General features: G+C 72.6%; 19 protein-coding genes and 3 pseudogenes. 11 read left to right on the top strand and 11 right to left on the bottom strand.

The genetic code is table 11. From position 1 onward, the window contains the following. Nucleotides 1-185 precede the first annotated feature (185 nt). From ACZ5TL_RS37830 to ACZ5TL_RS37840, 3 genes and pseudogenes are all read right to left on the bottom strand, one after another. Nucleotides 186-517: pseudogene (locus ACZ5TL_RS37830) on the bottom strand (LacI family DNA-binding transcriptional regulator); the annotation flags it as partial. 177 nt (nt 518-694) lie between these two features. Continuing rightward, nucleotides 695-901, bottom strand: a complete 207-nt coding sequence (locus tag ACZ5TL_RS37835; RefSeq protein ID WP_468595310.1) for a DUF5999 family protein — start codon at nt 899-901, stop codon at nt 695-697. 448 nt (nt 902-1349) lie between these two features. Beyond that, nucleotides 1350-1934 carry a hypothetical protein gene (locus ACZ5TL_RS37840; RefSeq protein ID WP_468595311.1) on the bottom strand — a complete coding sequence of 195 codons (585 nt, stop codon included), beginning with the start codon at nt 1932-1934 and terminating at the stop codon, nt 1350-1352. 548 nt (nt 1935-2482) lie between these two features. Between ACZ5TL_RS37840 and ACZ5TL_RS37845 the strand changes: the two genes are divergently transcribed. Together ACZ5TL_RS37845 and ACZ5TL_RS37850 are read left to right on the top strand one after the other, a co-directional pair. Then, nucleotides 2483-4000 carry a glutamate-cysteine ligase family protein gene (locus ACZ5TL_RS37845; RefSeq protein ID WP_468595312.1) on the top strand — a complete coding sequence of 506 codons (1518 nt, stop codon included), beginning with the start codon at nt 2483-2485 and terminating at the stop codon, nt 3998-4000. Between the two features lie 67 nt (nt 4001-4067). Beyond that, nucleotides 4068-4868: a CPBP family intramembrane glutamic endopeptidase gene (locus ACZ5TL_RS37850; protein WP_468595313.1), complete on the top strand. Its 801-nt coding sequence runs from the start codon at nt 4068-4070 to the stop codon at nt 4866-4868. A 50-nt stretch (nt 4869-4918) separates the two neighbouring features. Here the strand turns inward: ACZ5TL_RS37850 and ACZ5TL_RS37855 are convergent, their stop codons facing one another. Beyond that, complete coding sequence (locus ACZ5TL_RS37855) at nt 4919-5737, bottom strand: PhzF family phenazine biosynthesis protein (protein WP_468595314.1); 819 nt, start codon at nt 5735-5737, stop codon at nt 4919-4921. A gap of 179 nt (nt 5738-5916) precedes the next feature. Here ACZ5TL_RS37855 and ACZ5TL_RS37860 point away from each other — a divergent pair, with 179 nt between their 5' ends. Beyond that, nucleotides 5917-6528 (top strand): PadR family transcriptional regulator, encoded by a 612-nt coding sequence (locus ACZ5TL_RS37860; RefSeq protein WP_468595315.1) that lies wholly within the window; start codon nt 5917-5919, stop codon nt 6526-6528. A 90-nt stretch (nt 6529-6618) separates the two neighbouring features. Here the strand turns inward: ACZ5TL_RS37860 and ACZ5TL_RS37865 are convergent. Continuing rightward, nucleotides 6619-6976, bottom strand: a pseudogene (locus ACZ5TL_RS37865) (hypothetical protein). An 11-nt stretch (nt 6977-6987) separates the two neighbouring features. On the opposite strand from ACZ5TL_RS37865, the gene ACZ5TL_RS37870 reads away from it, so the two are divergent. From ACZ5TL_RS37870 to ACZ5TL_RS37880, 3 genes are all read left to right on the top strand, one after another. Continuing rightward, nucleotides 6988-7536 (top strand): Clp protease N-terminal domain-containing protein, encoded by a 549-nt coding sequence (locus tag ACZ5TL_RS37870; RefSeq protein WP_468595316.1) that lies wholly within the window; start codon nt 6988-6990, stop codon nt 7534-7536. Nucleotides 7537-7620: 84 nt separating this feature from the next. Continuing rightward, the gene (locus tag ACZ5TL_RS37875; protein ID WP_468595342.1) at nt 7621-8625 is read left to right on the top strand and encodes an EamA family transporter; all 1005 of its coding nucleotides are present in this window, start codon (nt 7621-7623) and stop codon (nt 8623-8625) included. Nucleotides 8626-8854: 229 nt separating this feature from the next. After that, the gene (locus ACZ5TL_RS37880; protein ID WP_468595317.1) at nt 8855-9805 is read left to right on the top strand and encodes a DMT family transporter; all 951 of its coding nucleotides are present in this window, start codon (nt 8855-8857) and stop codon (nt 9803-9805) included. Between the two features lie 49 nt (nt 9806-9854). On the opposite strand, the pseudogene ACZ5TL_RS37885 reads toward ACZ5TL_RS37880, so the two are convergent. Together ACZ5TL_RS37885 and ACZ5TL_RS37890 are read right to left on the bottom strand one after the other, a co-directional pair. Next, nucleotides 9855-10488: pseudogene (locus ACZ5TL_RS37885) on the bottom strand (FMN-binding negative transcriptional regulator). Then, complete coding sequence (locus ACZ5TL_RS37890) at nt 10488-11174, bottom strand: pyridoxamine 5'-phosphate oxidase family protein (protein ID WP_468595318.1); 687 nt, start codon at nt 11172-11174, stop codon at nt 10488-10490. The pseudogene ACZ5TL_RS37885 and the gene ACZ5TL_RS37890 overlap by 1 nt, the downstream one beginning before the upstream one ends. Before the next feature lie 35 nt (nt 11175-11209). On the opposite strand from ACZ5TL_RS37890, the gene ACZ5TL_RS37895 reads away from it, so the two are divergent. Next, nucleotides 11210-12541 carry an aminotransferase class I/II-fold pyridoxal phosphate-dependent enzyme gene (locus tag ACZ5TL_RS37895; RefSeq protein ID WP_468595319.1) on the top strand — a complete coding sequence of 444 codons (1332 nt, stop codon included), beginning with the start codon at nt 11210-11212 and terminating at the stop codon, nt 12539-12541. Here ACZ5TL_RS37895 and ACZ5TL_RS37900 read toward each other — a convergent pair. Next, nucleotides 12532-13482: a DMT family transporter gene (locus tag ACZ5TL_RS37900; protein WP_468595320.1), complete on the bottom strand. Its 951-nt coding sequence runs from the start codon at nt 13480-13482 to the stop codon at nt 12532-12534. The two genes, ACZ5TL_RS37895 and ACZ5TL_RS37900, sit on opposite strands and share 10 nt — an antisense overlap. Before the next feature lie 75 nt (nt 13483-13557). Between ACZ5TL_RS37900 and ACZ5TL_RS37905 the strand changes: the two genes are divergently transcribed. After that, complete coding sequence (locus ACZ5TL_RS37905) at nt 13558-14460, top strand: LysR family transcriptional regulator (RefSeq protein WP_468595321.1); 903 nt, start codon at nt 13558-13560, stop codon at nt 14458-14460. Nucleotides 14461-14471: 11 nt separating this feature from the next. Here the strand turns inward: ACZ5TL_RS37905 and ACZ5TL_RS37910 are convergent, their stop codons facing one another. Next, on the bottom strand, nt 14472-14942 hold the full coding sequence (locus ACZ5TL_RS37910) for a pyridoxamine 5'-phosphate oxidase family protein (protein WP_468595322.1): 471 nt from the start codon (nt 14940-14942) through the stop codon (nt 14472-14474). Nucleotides 14943-15074: 132 nt separating this feature from the next. Here ACZ5TL_RS37910 and ACZ5TL_RS37915 point away from each other — a divergent pair, with 132 nt between their 5' ends. Continuing rightward, a complete protein-coding gene (locus tag ACZ5TL_RS37915) occupies nt 15075-15725 on the top strand; it encodes a cysteine hydrolase family protein (protein ID WP_468595323.1) in 651 nt (216 codons plus the stop codon). Here the strand turns inward: ACZ5TL_RS37915 and ACZ5TL_RS37920 are convergent. Next, on the bottom strand, nt 15712-16176 hold the full coding sequence (locus ACZ5TL_RS37920; protein ID WP_468595324.1) for a Rieske (2Fe-2S) protein: 465 nt from the start codon (nt 16174-16176) through the stop codon (nt 15712-15714). The two genes, ACZ5TL_RS37915 and ACZ5TL_RS37920, sit on opposite strands and share 14 nt — an antisense overlap. Before the next feature lie 197 nt (nt 16177-16373). Here ACZ5TL_RS37920 and ACZ5TL_RS37925 point away from each other — a divergent pair, with 197 nt between their 5' ends. After that, nucleotides 16374-17129, top strand: coding sequence for a HipA family kinase (locus ACZ5TL_RS37925; RefSeq protein ID WP_468595325.1), 756 nt, complete (start codon nt 16374-16376; stop codon nt 17127-17129). After that, a complete protein-coding gene (locus tag ACZ5TL_RS37930) occupies nt 17126-17539 on the top strand; it encodes a DUF3037 domain-containing protein (protein WP_468595326.1) in 414 nt (137 codons plus the stop codon). The genes ACZ5TL_RS37925 and ACZ5TL_RS37930 overlap by 4 nt, the downstream gene beginning before the upstream one ends. A gap of 24 nt (nt 17540-17563) precedes the next feature. Here ACZ5TL_RS37930 and ACZ5TL_RS37935 read toward each other — a convergent pair whose 3' ends face one another. Further along, entirely contained in the window at nt 17564-17992 is a 429-nt protein-coding gene (locus ACZ5TL_RS37935; protein ID WP_468595327.1) for an excalibur calcium-binding protein, read from the bottom strand. Nucleotides 17993-18142: the final 150 nt, after the last annotated feature.

Genomic DNA, 18142 nt, shown 5'->3' on the forward strand with positions numbered 1-18142 from the left:
CCTTGGCGGTCGCTCGGCCTTTGCGGCAGCGCTGCCCCGGCGGGCCGTGGCCGGTCTCCTGCGATGTCGTGGAATGCGGGCGGGTGTGTGCCGGTCGGGCGCCACGCCGGTGGGCGTGGGCATGCCTGTGCGGTGATGCGGCTGGGGCGGGCTCCCGTCGACCTCGGCGATGCGGGCCCGGCCCCTCAGGCCCGCGTCGCCGGAGGTGCCGTACTCGCTCGCACCACCAGCTCGGTCCCCAGCTCCACCCGCGGTGCGTCCGGCTGCTAGTCGTGGGTGAGGCGGAGGACCGTGCGGACGGCCAGCTTGCCCATGTCGGCGAGGGGCTGCCGGACCGTGGTCAGTGGCGGATCCGACCAGCGGACTTCCGGAAGGTCGTCGAAACCCACCACGCTCATGTCCTGCGGCACCCGGAGCCGCGCCGGCGCAGGGCCTCGATCGCGCCGAGGGCCATCTGGTCGCTGGCGGCGAAGAGAGCGGTCGGCGGTCGGGGCAGGTCGAGCAGGGCGGTGCAGGCTTCCGGAAGCCTTCCGGAAGACGGGCAGCCGTGGGAAGGCGTACGAGTCAGCGACAACGCGTCGCGGGAGGTGACACGGAGTGACGGCACCCGGACACACGTCGGGGCCGGTGCGCGGGGTGTCCTGCGGCCGGCCCCTCATGTCTGTGGGCGGAGCGTGACCCTGCCCGGCGACGCTCAGGCCGCCGTCATCACCTGGCTCCCGGCCAGCGGACGGTGCGGGGCGATGACCCGGCCGTCCGGCAGCAGCTCACCGGTGTCCTCGAAGAGCACCACGCCGTTGCACAGCAGGCTCCATCCCTGCTCCGGGTGGTGCGCCACGAGGCGGGCGGAATCCCGGCCGGCGGAGTCGGCTGACGGGCACGGTGTCTGGTGCTGGCACATGGGTGAGATCTTTCGCTCTGTCGAGATGGACGTGGTGACCGAGTTGACCGAGTCGGTTGTCGTGTCTGTTCCGCGGCTAGAAGTGTCGTTCATGGCCGCCCCCCGTTGTTTAAGTCGTCGGAACCCAGTGTTGCCCTACGGGCGTCGTTCCGCAGGGATTTCGCAGCACCGCTTCTCACAGGTTCAGGACGCATCACCCGTGCGGACGGTTCATCCCAACTGGACTGTCCCTTCGGGTGGTTCGCAGTGGCCGGATAGGGCTAGTCCGGTCGGACTCCCGACCTTTTCGGCTCGTACGAGCCATTCGGCGCTCTTTAGAGCGATCGTGTGAGCGGCAAAGCGATCGTGCGAGCGCCGGGCGGTACGTGCGAGCGGACAGGCGGTAAAGGACTGGCCCCGTCGCCGGGAATTCGGCGACGGGGCTGAGGGCACTTCGCGGTGCGACGCTTCAGGCGGGTGAGCCGAGCAGTCTGGTGGGAGTCGCCCGGTGGGTCAGCACCGGGAGGAGTTCGGCGACGCGATGCGGGCGGTGTGCCGCGATACCTGGAGGAGCGGGCGCCAGCGGGACGAGCAGATCGGTGGCGGCGGGGTGGCCGGTGGCCCCGTCCGCGGCGCAGTCCTCGTGCAGCCAGAGCGTCAGCATGTAAAGGCTGGGCACCGACAGCAGGCGGGGCTGGTACGACTGCGGCATCACCTCGGCCTGGCGCAGGGCGCGCTCGGTGGAGGTGATGTACGGCCCCTCGAAGAAGTGGGAGAAGGTCCAGCCGTCGGGAGTCAGCATGGTCTCCGCCGCGGCCACGGCGCCGTCGTCGCAGCGGACCAGGAACCGCCACCCTGCCAGCCGGGTCGCGGACACGCCCTCGGCCGTGACCCGGTCGAGGACGTGGACGGGCAGGGGGAGCTCGGGAGTGGCGGGCCCCTGGCTGCGGAGCAGGGCGGGGGTTCGCGCTTCGCGGACCGCGGTGCGCGAGGAGAGCGCGGTCAGGACGGAACGGAGTGCGGGCGCGGGAGCCGGCGGGACATGCAGCGGCATGGTGGGTCGCCTCTCATTCAAAGGCACGGTGGCGCGAGGGCGGGGGCGGACGGCGCTGTCAGCTCACGGAGGTCAGAGAGGCGGGGGCCAGGTCTGGAGAACGAGAGGAGGATGGGGTCCATCGAACGTCGCCTCGGCGGCGGGACCCGGCGACCGTGGGCGCCAACCTTCTGCCTTCGCGGAGTTTATACGACACGGGTTCGGACTGTGTTTCGGCTAGCCGTTTCCGGTGAGTAGAACAAGGGTACATTCGGTCGGCGATACGCGAGAATTATCCCGATTCCCAGTGGGGGTATGCGGCGGTGACCTCGGCGAATGTCCGCGAACCGGTCGGCCCATTCTCATCGGCGTTTTTCACGAGTTCGCGGTACCCGAAACCCGGCCTGAGTGTCATGCCGGGTGAATGTGCCACCGGTCACAGTTGACCAGCGTAGCGGTCCGCGCGTCCGTCCGGGACGTTATCGATCGCTTTCGCTGGGCATCCTCCACCTGACCGGGACCCCGGCGGCCGGATCTTCGGCCCGCATCACCTGAGGAGGGACGCTTCGATGGGGGAGAAGGTCGTGGCAGGCCGGTTCGACCTGTCCGATCGCCAGCGCTACCGCGACAAGCTGCGTCAGTGTCTGACGGGCTTGGAGCGACTCCTGGCGGAGAAGCGGTTCGATCGCCCGAAGAACTTCATGGGGCTGGAGATCGAATTGAATCTCGCGGGCTCCGACGGCATGCCCAAAATGTTGAACGCGCAAGTCCTGGAACGCATCGCGAGCCGCGACTTCCAAACAGAACTCGCCATGTTCAACCTGGAAGTCAACATCCCTCCACACCGCCTGGGCGGCCGCGTATTCGACCGGCTCGCGGAGGAACTCCGCACGTCGCTGGCATATGCCGACCGAAAAGCGGGCGAGGTCGACGCCGGCATTGTGATGATCGGTATCCTGCCGACCCTCGACCGTGACGACCTGGTGTCGTCGAACCTCTCCGCCGTCGACCGCTACACCCTCCTCAACGACCAGATCGTCGCCGCCCGCGGCGAGGAGTTCACCCTCGACATCGCGGGCGTGGAGCATCTGAGCTGCACCTCGAAGTCCATCGCGCCGGAGGCCGCCTGCACCTCCGTGCAGCTGCACCTGCAGGTCACCCCGGCCCGGTTCGCCGACGCGTGGAACGCGGCCCAGGCGGTCGCCGCCGCGCAGATCGCCGTCGGCGCCAACTCGCCCTTCCTGTTCGGCCGCGAGCTGTGGCGCGAGTCGCGGCCCCCGTTGTTCCAGCAGTCCACCGACACCCGCCCGCCCGAGCTCCAGGCCCAGGGTGTCCGCCCCCGCACCTGGTTCGGGGAGCGCTGGATCGACTCGGCCCGCGATCTCTTCGAGGAGAACCTGCGCTACTACCCGGCGCTGCTGCCTATCTGCGACGACGAGGACCCGCTGGAGGTGCTCGACCAGGGCGGCACCCCGTCGCTCGCCGAGCTCGTCCTGCACAACGGCACGATCTACCGCTGGAACCGCCCGGTCTACGGCGTCGCCGACGGCGTCCCCCACCTGCGGGTGGAGAACCGCGTCCTGCCCGCCGGGCCCACCGTCATCGACGTCGTGGCCAACGCCGCCTTCTACTACGGCGTCGTCCGCGCCCTCGCCGAGGAGACCCGGCCGGTGTGGACCCGGCTGCCGTTCGAGGCGGCCGCCGCCAACTTCGACGCCGCGTGCAAGGACGGCATCGAGGCCCGCTTCACCTGGCCACGGCGCGGCCGGTACGGCGGCACCGCCGAGGTCGACGCGGTGAGCCTGATCCGTGACGAACTGCTGCCGCTCGCCGAGGCCGGGCTGGACGCCTGGGGCGTCGAACCGGCCGACCGCGATCTGTACCTGGGCGTGATCGAGGAACGCTGCCGGCGCAGGGTGAACGGGGCGAGCTGGCAGGCCGCGACCTTCCACGAGGCCCTCGACGCGGGCCTCGGCCGGGAGGACGCGCTCGCCGCCACCACCCGGCGCTACCGCGAACTGATGCACAAGGGGGACCCGGTGCACAGCTGGCCGGTGGGACTGCCGGAGCCGGTGTCGCTGGCCTGACGCGCCCGCGGGTCCGCATCCCGCTGCCGCCATACTGACCCGACAGGTCGGTGAAGTGGAGGCAGGTGTGCAGGCGGAGGCGGGCCCGGTGGGCGATTCCTTTCCCCAGCGGGGGCTCTCGCGGCGGATGTTGCGCAACGAGACGTTGCTCGTCCTCGCGCTGTCGCTGGGGGCCAGCGGAGTGTCCGCGCTGATCAGCTTCATCGGGTCGGTCACCAAGCCGGGCGGGCTCAAGGACCAGGCGGCCACGATGAACGCCTCGGCCGCGCCCGGCCGCCCCTGGCTCGACCTGGCCTGGCAGCTCTTCGGGATCACCACGGCGCTCGTGCCCGTCGCCCTCGTCGCGCACTTCCTGCTGCGCGAGGGCGCGAGCCTGCGCACCCTCGGCTTCGACCGCACCCGCCCCTGGCCGGACCTCGGCCGCGGCGCGGCGATCGCGGCGGTCATCGGCAGCACCGGCATCGCCTTCTACCTGGCGGCCCGCGGACTCGGCTTCAACCTCACCGTGGTGCCCGAGGCACTGCCCGAGGTGTGGTGGAAGTACCCCGTTCTGATCCTCTCGGCGATCCAGAACGCGGTACTGGAGGAAGTAATCGTCGTCGGCTACCTGCTGCGCCGCATGAGCCAACTGGGCTGGACGCCGACGGCCGCCCTGGTGGGCAGTTCGGTCCTGCGCGGCTCGTACCACCTCTACCAGGGCATCGGCGGCTTCATCGGGAACATGGTCATGGGTGTCGTCTTCGTCTATCTCTATCGCCGCTGGGGTCGCGTCGGTCCCCTGGTGGTGGCCCACTCGCTGCTCGACATCGGGGCGTTCGTGGGCTACGCGCTGCTGGCGGGCAAGGTGGGGTGGCTGCCGACGGCGTGACGGGCCGGGGGAAGGGTCGTACGGCACCGTCGTAAGCCCCTTCGGCCGTCTCAGGCGAGCAGCTCGCCCTCGATGACGGTGATGGCCCTGCCGGTCAGCAGGGTGCGCTCGCCGCGCGACTCCGTGCGGACGCGGCCGGAGCGGGGTGAGGCCTGGAGGCCGGTGAGGGCGGGGCGGCCCAGGCGCTCGGACCAGAACGGGGCCAGCGCGGTGTGGGCGCTGCCGGTCACCGGGTCCTCGTCGATGCCGACGTTCGGGAAGAAGCAGCGCGAGACGAAGTCGTAGCTCCCGGCCGGGTCCTGCGCGGCGGCGGTGGCGATGACGCCGCGCTCGCAGTGGGCGGCGAGGGCCTTCAGATCGGGGCAGAGGGCGCGCACCGTCTTCTCGTCGGCGACCTCGACCAGCAGGTCGCCGATGTTCGGGCCGGTGTCGAGGACCGTGAGCGGCTCGGTGCCCAGGGCCTCGGTGAGGCCGGCGGGCGGGTCGGCCCGGGTGAGCGGGGCCGTCGGGAAGTCCAGCGTGACGGAGCCGTCCCCGGCGGGTGCGGCGACGAGGACGCCGCTGCAGGTGGCGAAGCGCACCGGGCCCGTGTGGGCGCCGGTGGTGTGCAGGACGTGGGCCGTGGCCAGGGTCGCGTGGCCGCACATCGCGACCTCGGTGGCCGGAGTGAACCAGCGCAGCGCCCAGTCGGCCCCGCCGCCCGGCGGGAGGGGATGGGCGAAGGCCGTTTCGGCGTGGTTGACCTCCAGCGCGACGTTCTGCAGCCACGTGTCGTCCGGGAAGGTGTCCGCGTCGTTCAGGAGCAGGACTCCGGCCGGGTTGCCGGAGAAGGGGCGATCGGTGAAGGCGTCGACGATTCGGATCCGCATTCCACGACGCTAGGGGCTCCGTGAAGCCGCCGGCCAAGGCCAATCCGGGACTGGCGGCCCCCGATTTCGCCCAGCGCTGCGCCGGCACGCCTCGGCGATCCGGGTCTTGTCGGCCAAAGGATTCCGATATATCGTTGAGGCATCGCGACAGATCAACGATGGAATGGAGAGTGGTTGCGATGCGTACCCACGGATACGAGCGTGGACATGGACACGGCGGCCCCGGTCACGGCCGGGGAGGCTTCGAGGGGCTGCGCGCGGCCTTCGGGCCCTTCGGGCCGGGCGGCCCCGGCGGACCTGGCTTCGGCCCCGGCCCCTGGGGCGGTCGAGGGCGCGGCGGGCCGCGGGGAAGGGCGCGGCGCGGAGACGTACGGGCCTCGATCCTGGCCCTGCTGAAGGACCGGCCGATGCACGGCTACGAGATGATCCAGGAGATCGCCGAGCGCAGCGGCGGGGCGTGGAAGCCCAGCCCCGGCTCGGTCTACCCCACCCTCCAGCTGCTGGAGGACGAGGGCCTGATCATCAGTGAGTCCGAGGGCGGCAAGAAGCTGTTCTCGCTCACCGAGGCGGGCCGCACCGCCGCCGAGGAGGGGCCCGAAGCGCCCTGGGAGGAGGCCTCCCGCGGGGTCGACTGGGAGGCCCTCGGCGAGATCCGCCAGGCCGGCTTCGGTCTGATGGAGGCCTTCGGCCAGGTCTGGAAGACCGGCAGCAAGGAGCAGCGGGAGAAGGCGCTCGGCGTCATCAACGAAGCCCGCAAGAAGCTGTACCTGATCCTCGCCGACGAGGATTGAGGGTCGCCCCCGGGCGAGGCGCCTCCGGAGTGTTCCGGGGGCGCCTCGGTGTGCCGGGAGTGTTCCGGGGGCGCCTCGGTGTGCCCCGGGTCAGCTCACCAGGCCGTCCAGCCTGCGCAGCGACTCCTTCAGCGCGGCCGTGGCCGAGTCCTTGAGCTTGCCGGCCATCAGGGACACCGTCGCGCCCGTGAACGCGCCGTCGATGCGGGACTGTCGTCGCGTCGCCGTCGGGCGTGAGGGTGTAACGCGTCGCGACGGTCACGGCCATCGGACCCTTGCCCCGGAGGGCGAGCACCCGGGCCACTGACGAACCGGCAGGCCTGGCTGGGCGTCCCGAGGAAACGACCTGATCTCCTCCGCGAGGAGGAGATCCCGGTCGGTGAAGTCCACTTCCCGTGGGACGCGAAAATGCTTCCCTCCGGGGATGTCCCGGGCTCGCGGTACTGATGGGATGGGGATGTGCGCCCCCGTATCCCCAGGCAGTCGGCCCATGAGCACGGCATTCGGAGCGTGGACGACGATGCCGGGCTCACCGACGAGCTGGCATCGGTGTTCGGTGGTGCCCGCCGCAGGGCGGTCCGGGACGGGGACCGGCAGATCGACACGGCCCATCTGCTCCACTCGCTGCTGGAAACCGACCCCGATGCGCGGGTCGTCTTCGGTGACGGACCGCAGATCGCGCGGCTGCTCGGATATCTCGTCCAGCGCAGCATCGGCTACGGCCTGCGCTGGCAGAGCGGCGTCGAGGACTCCAGCGCGGTTCCCGTGGTGACGGAGAGCGCGGGCTTCTCGCCGCTGGCCGGCGCGTCGATGGAGTACGCCTGCGCACGCGCCGCCGGGCGCGGTGAACCGGCCCGCGGCACCGACCTGCTCGCCGCGATCGTCGTCGACCCGCAGGCGCGCGCCGTCGAGGTACTCGAACGGGCCGGCATCGACCCGCGCGAGGTGCTGTCCCGGATCGAGGACCGGCCGGGCATCTCCCCGGAGTGCGGCGAGACCACTCACTGATAGCCGTGGTGGGGACGGGCGTCTCGTCCAGGCCGTGAGACAGGTGTCATAGGGGATGACGCTCCTGTCGTGGCCTGTCATCATGTGCCGGTGCGTACGTCTGACAGCAGCGCGAGCGGGCGCGGCAGGGGGGTGGGGCTCGGCCTCGCGCTCCTGTCCGCGGTGGCCTTCGGCGGATCCGGTGTCGCGGCCAAGCCGCTGATCGAGGCGGGACTCGAACCGCTGCACGTGGTGTGGCTGCGGGTGGCCGGGGCGGCCCTGGTGATGCTGCCGCTCGCCGTGCGGCACCGCGCGCTGCTGCACCGGCGCCCAGGGCTGCTCGCCGGGTTCGGGCTGCTGGCCGTCGCCGGTGTCCAGGCCTGCTACTTCGCCGCGCTGTCCCGGATCCCCGTCGGGGTGGCGCTGCTCATCGAGTACCTGGCGCCGGCCCTCGTCCTGGGCTGGGTGCGGTTCGTGCAGCGGCGGCCCGTGACGCGTGCCGCGGCCGCCGGTGTCGTCCTCGCGGTCGGCGGTCTCGCCTGTGTCGTCGAGGTGTGGTCCGGCCTCGGCTTCGACGCCCTGGGGCTGCTGTTCGCGCTCGGTGCGGCCTGCTGCCAGGTCGGCTACTTCGTCCTGTCCGACCAGGGCAGCGACGCCGGGGACGAGGCGCCCGACCCGCTCGGCGTCATCGCCTACGGGCTGCTCGTCGGCGCGGCGGTGCTGACCGCCGTCGCCCGGCCCTGGACCATGGACTGGCCGGTGCTCACGGGCACCGCGCGCATGGACGGCACGCCCGTCGCCGCCGTCGTCCTGCTGGGGTGGATCGTCCTCGTCGCCACGGTCGTCGCCTACGTCACCGGTGTGGTCGCCGTGCGCCGGCTTTCCCCGCAGGTCGCCGGGGTCGTGGCCTGTCTCGAAGCGGTCGTCGCCACCGTCCTGGCCTGGGTCCTGCTCGGCGAGCGCCTGTCGGCACCGCAGATCGCCGGTGGTGTGATCGTGCTGGTGGGCGCGTTCATCGCGCAGTCCTCGACACCCGCCAGGGGGTCCGGCCGACCGGTCGCGAGCGGCGGCCCGGAAAGGGAATGGTCCGAGCCCGGGACAACCGCATAGGGTGTCGATCATGCCTTCGAACGCACTCGTTCTCCCGCCTCCGGCCGCCTGAGGCGGGCCCCAGGAAACCGTGCCGGCGCTTTCGCCGCACGGCCGAACGGTGCTGCCCGCAGACGAAGTCCGTGGACCCCGCTGATCCCGACCGATCCGGGGTTCTTCCCGAACTTCCGCGCACCAGCCGCCCCGCGGGACGGGTACGGCGCGCCGTGCGCGTCTGCGGAGAGAACACGTGTCGAACACTTCCTCCGGCCTGCCCGTGGGGCGAGGCCTCCTCTATCTGATCATCGCCGGTGCCGCGTGGGGCACCGCGGGCGCGGCAGCCTCCCTGGTCTACCGGGCCAGTGACCTGGGGCCCGTCGCCCTTTCCTTCTGGCGCTGCGCCGCCGGTCTGGCCCTGCTGCTCGCCGTGCGCCCGCTGCGGCCCCGCGCCGGTAGGCCTTCTCGCGAGCCGCTCGGCCGCAGGGCGCTGCGGGCCGGGATCACCGGGCTCGGGCTCGCGGTGTTCCAGACGGCCTACTTCGCCGCCGTCTCCGCCACCGGCCTGGCCGTGGCCACCGTCGTCACGCTGGGCGCGGGGCCCGTGCTCATCGCCCTCGGCGCGCGGCTGACCCTGGCCGAGCGACTGGGCCGGGGCGGAACCGCGGCCGTGGTGGGCGCTCTCGCCGGGCTCGCGGTCCTCGTCCTCGGCGGCGGGGGCACGGCCGTACGGCCCTGGGGCGTACTGCTGGCGCTGCTGTCCGCGGTCGGATACAGCGCGATGACGCTGCTCACCCGGCGCTGGGGCCGCGACGGCGACACCGACGCCTCCCGCGCGACCGTCGGCGCCTTCGCCGTCACGAGCCTGTGCCTGCTGCCGTTCGCCCTGGCCGAGGGGCTCCTGCCGCACACCGAGGAGCCCGGCCGGCTCATGCTCCTGCTGGCGTACGTCGCCGCCGTCCCGACCGCCCTGGCGTACGGCCTCTACTTCGCGGGCGCGGCCGTCGTACGCTCCGCCACCGTCTCGGTGATCATGCTGCTGGAGCCGGTGAGCGCGGCGTTCCTCGCGGTCGTCCTCCTCAGCGAGCACCTCACGGCGTCGACCCTGGCCGGCACGGTGCTGATGCTGGGCTCCGTCGCGGGGCTGGCCGTGGGGGAGGCGCGGGACGCGCGGGCGGGGAAGGAGCCCGTGACGCCCGTGTGAGGATTGGCCGGGGGCCTGCCGGGTGGGTGGCAGCCGCCCGCCCTCGCGCTCAGGCCCCCCGCCGGCGCAGCACGTGATCCCGCGCCCCCGCGTCGCCCGGACCACCGCGGGCCGCGAGGCCGGCGGCGATCCGGTCCCGGACCTCGGCCGGTTTGTGGTTCGCGTACTTGAACTTCGCCCCGACGTCCGTCACTTCGAGGAGCAGGACGCGGATGCCGGCGAGCATCCGGCCGTACGGGGCCTCGCCGGCCGCGGCCCGGGCCGAGACGCCCCGGGGCTGGAAGTGGTCGACCTGGCGGTTGAGGAGTGCGGCCTTCTCCGCCGGGGCCGTCCACGACATGGGCGCGGCAGCGGAGCTGTACGGCCGTGTAGAGGCTCGTCGGCGTGCCGTGTTCGGGCGGGACGTGCGGGGCGGCCTGCCAGGGGCCGGGGATGTACACGTAGTCGTCGACCACGCTCAGCAGGACGTCCGGGTCGGCCTCCAGCGCGCGCCAGAGCGGGTTCGGCCGGGCGAGATGGGTGACGATCTCACCGCCCTCGGGGTCGTACGCGAAGTGCAGGGGCTGGACGTGGGGCGGCTCGCCCTCCAGGCCGTTGACGGCGAGTGGCCCGAAGTCGTGGCCGTCCAGCCACCGTTGCCACTCGGTGTCGTCCTGGGGCGCGTCCCAGGGGTGGATCAGCATCACAGGGCGCCGAGGTAGCCGGGCAGTTCGGTGCCGGGGGCCAGGCCGGGGTCGGGGACCGGCGTGCCGTGGGCGCGCCGCACCGGGACGACGCCCGCCCAGTGGGGGAGGGCCAGGTCCTCGGGTTCGTCGTTCACGCCGCCCGTGCGGAGCTTGGCGGAGACCTCGTCCAGGTCCAGGCGGATCACGGCGGTCGCGGCCAGCTCCTTCTTGTCGGCGGGCCGGGAGTCGGCCGAGCGGCCCGGTACGACGTGGTCGACCAGCGCGTCCAGGGCCTGTCGCTTCTCCTCGGGGTCCGTCACGTCGTGGGCGATGCCGTGCACCACCACGGAGCGGTAGTTGATCGAGTGGTGGAAGGCCGAGCGGGCCAGGACCAGCCCGTCGACATGGGTGACCGTCAGGCAGACCGGGAGGCCAGAGCCGGCCTGGCCGGCCGCCCGCAGCGGGCGCGAACCCGTCGAGCCGTGCACATAGAGCCGCTCGCCGGCCCGGGCGTACAGCGTGGGCAGCACGACCGGCGCGCCGTCGCGGACGAAGCCCAGGTGGCAGACGTAGCCCTCGTCGAGTATCGCGTGCACCAGGTCCCTGTCGTACGAAGCCCGGTCCGGGGAGCGGGTGGGGACGGTGCGGTCGGTCGGGGTGTAGGTGCCGTCCGGCTGTGACGGCGTCGGCGCGGTCCCCTGCATGGCGCTCTCCATTGCACTAGTGCATACTTGGCTTTGTGCTAGGAGAGTATCGGATCAGTGGGCGTCGCGCGGCGGACATCTCCGCGAGCATCGAGCGAGCGGTGGGAGAAGGCGCACTGCGTCCGGGGCAACTGCTGCCTCCTATGCGGGAGTTGGCGGAGCGGCTGGGCGTGAATCCCAACACGGTCGCGGCCGCGTACCGGACCCTGCGCGAGCGCGGGGTCATCGAGACCGCGGGCCGGCGCGGCAGCCGGGTACGGCCCGCGCCGGCCACGACCGGGCGGGACCACATCAGGGTGGACGTCCCGGAAGGAGTGCGGGACGTCGCGAACGGCAATCCGGACCCGGCGCTGCTGCCGCCGCTCGCGGGCGCGTTCGCGGCGGCGGCCGCCGAGAACGACCGGGCGCCCGTGATGTACGCGGACGCCCCCGTGGAGCCGGAGCTGGCCCGGATCGCCCGCGCCGGTCTCGACGCCGACGGGGTGCCGGACGGGCCGCTCGCCGTGGTCTCCGGGGCACTCGACGGTGCCGAGCGCGTGCTGGCGGCCCATCTCAAGCCCGGTGACACCGTCGCCGTCGAGGACCCCGGCTGGGGCCGCACCCTCGACCTCGTGCCGGCGCTCGGGCTGCGCACCGTGCCCGTCGGCGTCGACGACGAGGGCCCGTACGCCGAGGACGTACGCCGGGCACTGGAGGCCGGGGCGCGTGCCCTGATCGTCACGGACCGGGCGCAGAACCCGACCGGTGCCGCGGTGAGCGCCGCACGCGCGCGTGCCCTGCGGTCCGTGCTCCGGGAGTACCCGGAGGTCCTGCTGATCGAGGACGACCACGGCCACGGCATCGTCGACGTGCCCCTGCATCCCCTGGCCGGCGCCACCCGGCACTGGGCGTTCGTGCGCTCGGCCGCCAAGGCCTACGGCCCCGATCTGCGCCTCGCCCTGCTCACCGGCGACGCCGTCACCGTCGACCGGGTCCGCGGGCGGCAGCGGCTCGGGCCCGGCTGGGTGAGCCTGCTGACGCAGCGGGCTCTGGTGCGGCTGTGGGCCGGTGGCGCGGTGGACCCGGCCGGGGTGGCGGCGGCGTACGGGCGGCGCCGGGACGCGCTGATCGGCGCGCTCGGGCGGCGCGGTGTGACGGCGTACGGCCGGACCGGCATGAACGTGTGGGTGCCGGTGCCGGACGAGACCGGTGCCGTCGCCCGGCTGCTGCACGCCGGCTGGGCCGTCGCCCCCGGCGCCCGCTTCCGGCTGAACGCGCCGCCCGGCATCCGGGTCACCGTCTCGACACTCGCCGAGGGCGAGACGGAGGCACTGGCCGACGCGATCGCCTCGGCCCTCGGCCCGGCTCCGGCGCGCGGTTACGTCTGAGACGGCGACCGGGGCTTCGGCCGGACCTGCGTGAGTGCCGCTCCCGTCAGCACGATCACCGCCCCGACCGGTGTCGACCAGGCGAGTGACTCGCCGAGGAGGGCGACGCCCGCGGCGGTGGCGATGACCGGGATGAAGTACGTGACCATCTGCGCGGTCGTCGGCCCGACCTCGGCCACCAGGCCGTACTGCAAGAGCACGGCGAGGCCCGTGCCCAGGGCGCCCAGGGCGGCGATCGCCAGCAGCGGCACGACGGACACGCGGGTGGGCGCAGTCGTGAACAGCGGGGTAACCACGGCCAGTTGGACCGTCGCGAGCAGCAACTGCGCGCCGGTCATGGACAAGTGGGAGTGGCCGGTGCCGGCCAAGGTGCGGCGGACGTAGATCCATCCGACGGGGTAGCTCAGGGAGGCGAGCAGGGCCAGGGCCGTGCCCGTGGCGTCCAGGCCGTGGAAGCCCTGCCAGGCGCCCAGCACCGTGAGCACGCCGAGGAAGCCGAGTCCGAGCCCCGCCACCCGTACCCGGGTCGGGCGGTCCTCCGACAGGGCGACCAGGGACAGCGCCATACCCCACAGCGGCGAGGTCGCGTTGCAGATGCCGGCCAGCGTGGACGGGATGGTCAGCTCGGCGTAGGCGAACAGCGAGAACGGCAGGGCGTTGAGCAGGAACGCGGCGACCGCCAGGTGCCCCCAGGTGCGCGCCCCGCGCGGCAGCCGCTCGCGCCGCACCGCCATCGCGGCGGCCAGCACCGCCGTACCGAACACCAGCCGGCCGAGCGTCACCTGGAGCGGAGCGTACCCCGCGGTGCCCACCTTGATGAGCAGGAAGCTGAAGCCCCAGATCAGGGACAGGGCCGCGAAGCGGAGACGCCAGTCGAAGCGGGGCCGGGGGCGTTCGGGCGGGGCCGTGGTGACCCGGCCCGAGGCGGTGACGGTGCTCATGAAAGCCACGATGCGGCCCCATGATCTCGTAGCACAAGCGAGATTTCGCACGCGATACCGCGTAGCATCGCTTACATGTTGAACCTGGAGCGCCTGCGCACCCTCGACGCCCTCGCCCGGCACGGCTCGGTCAGCGGCGCGGCCGAGGGGCTGCACATCACGACATCCGCCGTGTCGCAGCAGATGTCCAAGCTGGAGCGGGAGGTCGGGCAGCAGCTCCTCGCCAAGAACGGCCGGGGCGTGCGGCTCACCGACGCGGGCCGGCTGCTCGCCGAGCATGCCGCGCGCATCCTGTCCCAGGTCGAACTGGCCCAGTCGGACCTGGAGGCGCAGCGCGGGAGGGTCGTCGGCGAGCTCAGGCTGTCGGCGTTCCCTACGGCCGCGCGCGGCCTGTTCCCGCAGGCGCTGTCCGCGCTGCGGGAGGAACACCCCGCACTCCGGCTGCGCTCCTGCGAGCTCGAACCGGAGCACGGCATCGCCTCAGTGGTGCGCGGCGACCTCGACCTCGCCGTGGTGCTCGACTGGTACAACAAGCCGATGGCGCTGCCCGACGGCCTGGTCAAGGCGTCGATCCTGGACGACCTGGCCGAGGTCGCCATGCCGGTGGGCCACCGGCTCGCCGGACGAGACGAAGTGGACCTCACCGAGTTCGCCGAGGACGAGTGGATCACCTGGGGCGAGGGTGAGTTCTGCCATGAGTGGCTGATGTTCACGCTCCGCTCCAAGGGGGTCGAGCCGATCGTCGGCCACCGCGCCGCCGAGAACCACACGCAGCTCGCGCTGGTCGCCGCTGGCCTCGGTGTGTGCGTCGCCCCGCTGCTCGGCCGCCACCCCGTGCCCGCCGGGGTCGTGACCGTCCCCCTCAAGCAGCGGGTCCGGCGGCATGTCTACGTCGTCTGGCGCGCGGACGCCGACCGCCGCCCGTCGATCCGGGCGGCGGTGAAGGCCCTTCGGGCGGCGGGGGAGAACGTCGGCTGAGCCCCGCGGGCCTACCGCGCGCCCAGCTTGCGGAAGTCCCAGGAGACGATCTTCTGCGGCGTCAGCCGCAGCCAGGCGTGCCGGCCGTCGTGGGGCATCTCCTCCAGGCCGAAGTTCTTCCGCGCGAACAGCGTCTCCGGGACGTCGAGTTCGGCGCGCAGCTCGCCGGTGCGCGGGATCTCGCCCACGAACTCGACCGCGCCCGACAGTTCGGCGCCGCGCAACTCGTCGTACTCCTCACCGGTGTCGACCACGATCGCCACGCGCGGGTCGCGCCGCAGGTCGGTCCACCGCTTGCTGCGGACGACCGAGTACAGCCACATCGAGGTGCCGTCCCAGGCGAACCACAGCGTGCTCACGTGCGGAGCGCCGTCCGCCGACACCGTGGCGACCCGGCAGGTGCGCTGCGTGGTCAGGAAGTCGTCCAGCTCGCCCGGCGTCATCATGATCTTCCGGCCCCGGCGCTGCTGCGTGGCGGTCATGGCCCCCTCTTTCTCTCACGTCGTGCCAGAGGAGATCCTCTGACATCACGTCAGAAAAAGGATGAGTGCTCTTCCGTCCGTGCGCAACGGTGGCTACGCTCGCCCGCCCAGCCGCCGGCGACAGGGGGAACCGTGCCCTCATGCGAAGCGCTCAGCCAACTCCTCGATCCGCCGACCACCGTGCTGCTCACCGTCGAGTGCCAGGAGGGCGTCGTCGGCCAGGAGAGCGCTCTGCCCGAACTGGCCGAGGAGGCACGCGCCGGCGGGATGCTCGCCAACGTCGCCCGCCTGGTGGCCGCCGCCCACGCGGGTGGTGTCCAGGTCGTCCACGCCGTCGCCGAGCGCCGTCCCGACGGCCGCGGCGCGAGCCGCAACGCCCGCCTCTTCCGCGCCGCCGAGCGACTGCCCGTCCAGCAGCTGTCCGGCACGCCGGCGGTGCGGGTGGCCGCCCCGATCGAGGTCGCCGAGCAGGACCTCGTCGTACGGCGGTTGCACGGACTGTCGCCCCTGCAGGGCACCGACGTCGATCCGCTGCTGCGCAACCTCGGCTGCCGCACGCTGATCGTCACCGGGGTCTCGGCCAACGTGGCCGTGCCCAACGCCGTGTTCGACGCCGTGAACCGCGGCTACACCACGGTCGTCCCGGCGGACGCCGTCGCGGGGGTGCCCTCCGACTACACCCCCGCGATGCTCCGCCACACCCTCGCTTGGGTCGCCACGGTCGCGACCACGGACGAGGTGCTGGCGTGTCTGGAGCGCCCTTCCGGGATCAGGCGAGCGTGATGGAGTCGCCGTTCACGGTGACCTGTTTCGCCTCCAGAGGCTTGAGGGCGGGGCCCTTCTTCACGCTGCCGTCGAGGACCGAGAACTGACTGCCGTGGCAGGTGCAGGAGATGATGTCGTCCTTGAGGTCCACCATCGGACAGTCGCGGTGGGTGCAGATCGTCGAGAAGGCCTTGTAGTCGCCCGCCGCCGGCTGGGAGACCACGACCTTCTCGTCCTTGAAGATCTTGCCGCTGCCCTCGGGGATGTCGGAGGTCTTGGCAAGCGCCGCACCACCGGCTCCCTCGTTCGTCGCGCCGCCGCCCCCGGCGTCCTGTCCGGTGGACGGGTCGGACGCCTTGTCGTCCGACCCGCACGCCGTCAGTGCCACGGTGAGCCCCGCCGCGCCGACCGCCGCCACGACGGCACGGCGGTTCGGCCCCGACACCGGCTGAACTGATTCGCTGGTCATGCTGACGTTCCTTCCGGGGGTTCGTGATCTGCCGAGAGGTACGGCCCTTGGGGACCGGCTGTTCAGACAACGTCGAAATCCTGACCCGTTCGCGGAACGACGTGGGTAAAGCGGAGCTGTCGGTTCGCTGTCGGGTTCCGCACCGGCGCCCGCGAGGCCGTCGCCGGTGCCCCTGCCGGCGTCAGTAACCTGGGGCGATGCTCAAGGAAGTGATCGCGACCCGGTTCATCACGCCCCTGCGCGAGGGCGGGTCGCTGCCGGGACTCGTCGAGGCTGATGACCTCGGGACCTACGTCCTGAAGTTCACCGGTGCGGGGCAGGGCCGCAAGACACTCGTCGCCGAGGTGGTCTGCGGGGAGCTCGCCCGCCGGCTGGGGTTGCGCGTGCCGCGGCTGGTCACCGTCCGCCTCGACGCGGAGCTCGGTCTCGGTGAGCCCGAGGAGCAGGTGCAGAGCCTGCTGCGGTCCAGCGGTGGCACCAACCTGGGCATGGACTTCCTCTCCGGCGCGCTCGGTTTCGACCCGCTCGCGTTCCCGGTGAGCCCCGAGGAGGCGGGGCGGGTCGTCTGGTTCGACGCGCTGGTCAACAACGTCGACCGGTCGTGGCGCAACCCGAACCTGCTGATGTGGCGGGGCGAGCTGTGGCTCGTCGACCACGGGGCGACCATGATCTGGCACCACAACTGGCCGGGCGTGGAGGCCTCCGCGGCCCGCCCGTACGACGCCTCCGACCACGCGCTGGCGCCGTTCGCGCCCGATGTCGCCACCGCCGCAGCCGAGTTGGCCCACCAGGTCACTCCGGAGCTCCTCGCCGACGTCACCGCGCAGATCCCAGACGCCTGGCTGACGGACGAGCCCGGCTTCGGCACGCCGGACGACCTCAGACAGGCCTACGCGCGCCCGCTGCTCGACCGGGCCGCCGTCATCCACGACCGGATCCAGGGGATCAAGTGAACGACCGGCACATCATCAAGGGCGGCCCCCGGGACCGCCAGGTCTACGAGTACGCCCTCCTGCGCGTCGTCCCCCGCGTCGAACGCGGCGAGTGCGTCAACGCCGGGGTCCTCGTCTACTGCCGCGCCGAGGCCTACGTCGGTGCCCGGACCCACCTCGACGAGGCGCGTCTGCTGGCCCTCGACCCCCGGGCGGACGTGCCCGGCATCCGCGCCGCCCTGCGAGCCGTGGAGGCGGTCTGCGCGGGCGGCTCCACAGCCGGCCAGGCCGCGGCCGACGACCCGGGCCGCCGCTTCCGCTGGCTGGTCGCCCCCCGCTCGACGATCGTCCAGCCCGGCCCCGTTCACACGGGGCTGACCAGGGATCCGGCGGCGGAGACGGAACGGTTGCTGGACCTGCTGGTGAGGTGACGGCTCACCGGCCGCGCCCGGGTCTCAGCTCCGGCGGCGTTTCACCGCGTAGCCGGCGGCGAGCGTGGCGCCGCCGGCGAAGGCCAGACCGACACCGACATCCCAGGCGCTCGGTCCTGAGGCGGCCGCACCCCCGAGTCCGCCCCGCGCGCCCCGGGACGGAGCGGTGGTGGGCGTGAGGGTGACCGGGGCAGGTGTGCCCGACGGAACCACGGGGGAGATGACACCGGTGCCGAGGCGGGGCAGTGCCTCGCACGCGATGCCGTCGTCCGGGCCCTGATCCTCGTCGAGCCGGTTGGGGTCACTCGGATCCGCGTCGAACACGGCCTGCGCGTCCTCCTGGAAAGCGAAGTCGCGGCAGTCGCGGTCGGGCTGGGCGTGAGCGGGGTCGGCCAGCGGCACGATCGCGGTGACCGCGAACAGTGTGCCTATGACACCGGTGTGCCGGCGCATGGGCGCCTCCTTTCCGGCGACGCGTGGCTCGCCCTTCGACGCTAGGGCCGGCGGGTGTCAGCGGCGCGAGGCCGTAGGCCGATCGGGTGTCCGCGCCGCTCGCGCGGGGCATGGTGGGTCCGGGTGATGGATCACATGCCCCGCCTGGCC

Source organism: Streptomyces sp. NPDC033136 (assembly GCF_055578235.1).

What these genes read in the sequence shown, in the direction of transcription:
- ACZ5TL_RS37835 (WP_468595310.1), bottom strand. Translation starts at nt 901, where the DNA reads ATGTGCCAGCACCAGACACCGTGCCCGTCAGCCGACTCCGCCGGCCGG.
- ACZ5TL_RS37840 (WP_468595311.1), bottom strand. Translation starts at nt 1,934, where the DNA reads ATGCCGCTGCATGTCCCGCCGGCTCCCGCGCCCGCACTCCGTTCCGTC.
- ACZ5TL_RS37845 (WP_468595312.1), top strand. Translation starts at nt 2,483, where the DNA reads ATGGGGGAGAAGGTCGTGGCAGGCCGGTTCGACCTGTCCGATCGCCAG.
- ACZ5TL_RS37855 (WP_468595314.1), bottom strand. Translation starts at nt 5,737, where the DNA reads ATGCGGATCCGAATCGTCGACGCCTTCACCGATCGCCCCTTCTCCGGC.
- ACZ5TL_RS37860 (WP_468595315.1), top strand. Translation starts at nt 5,917, where the DNA reads ATGCGTACCCACGGATACGAGCGTGGACATGGACACGGCGGCCCCGGT.
- ACZ5TL_RS37890 (WP_468595318.1), bottom strand. Translation starts at nt 11,174, where the DNA reads ATGCAGGGGACCGCGCCGACGCCGTCACAGCCGGACGGCACCTACACC.
- ACZ5TL_RS37900 (WP_468595320.1), bottom strand. Translation starts at nt 13,482, where the DNA reads ATGAGCACCGTCACCGCCTCGGGCCGGGTCACCACGGCCCCGCCCGAA.
- ACZ5TL_RS37905 (WP_468595321.1), top strand. Translation starts at nt 13,558, where the DNA reads ATGTTGAACCTGGAGCGCCTGCGCACCCTCGACGCCCTCGCCCGGCAC.
- ACZ5TL_RS37910 (WP_468595322.1), bottom strand. Translation starts at nt 14,942, where the DNA reads ATGACCGCCACGCAGCAGCGCCGGGGCCGGAAGATCATGATGACGCCG.
- ACZ5TL_RS37920 (WP_468595324.1), bottom strand. Translation starts at nt 16,176, where the DNA reads ATGACCAGCGAATCAGTTCAGCCGGTGTCGGGGCCGAACCGCCGTGCC.
- ACZ5TL_RS37925 (WP_468595325.1), top strand. Translation starts at nt 16,374, where the DNA reads ATGCTCAAGGAAGTGATCGCGACCCGGTTCATCACGCCCCTGCGCGAG.
- ACZ5TL_RS37935 (WP_468595327.1), bottom strand. Translation starts at nt 17,992, where the DNA reads ATGCGCCGGCACACCGGTGTCATAGGCACACTGTTCGCGGTCACCGCG.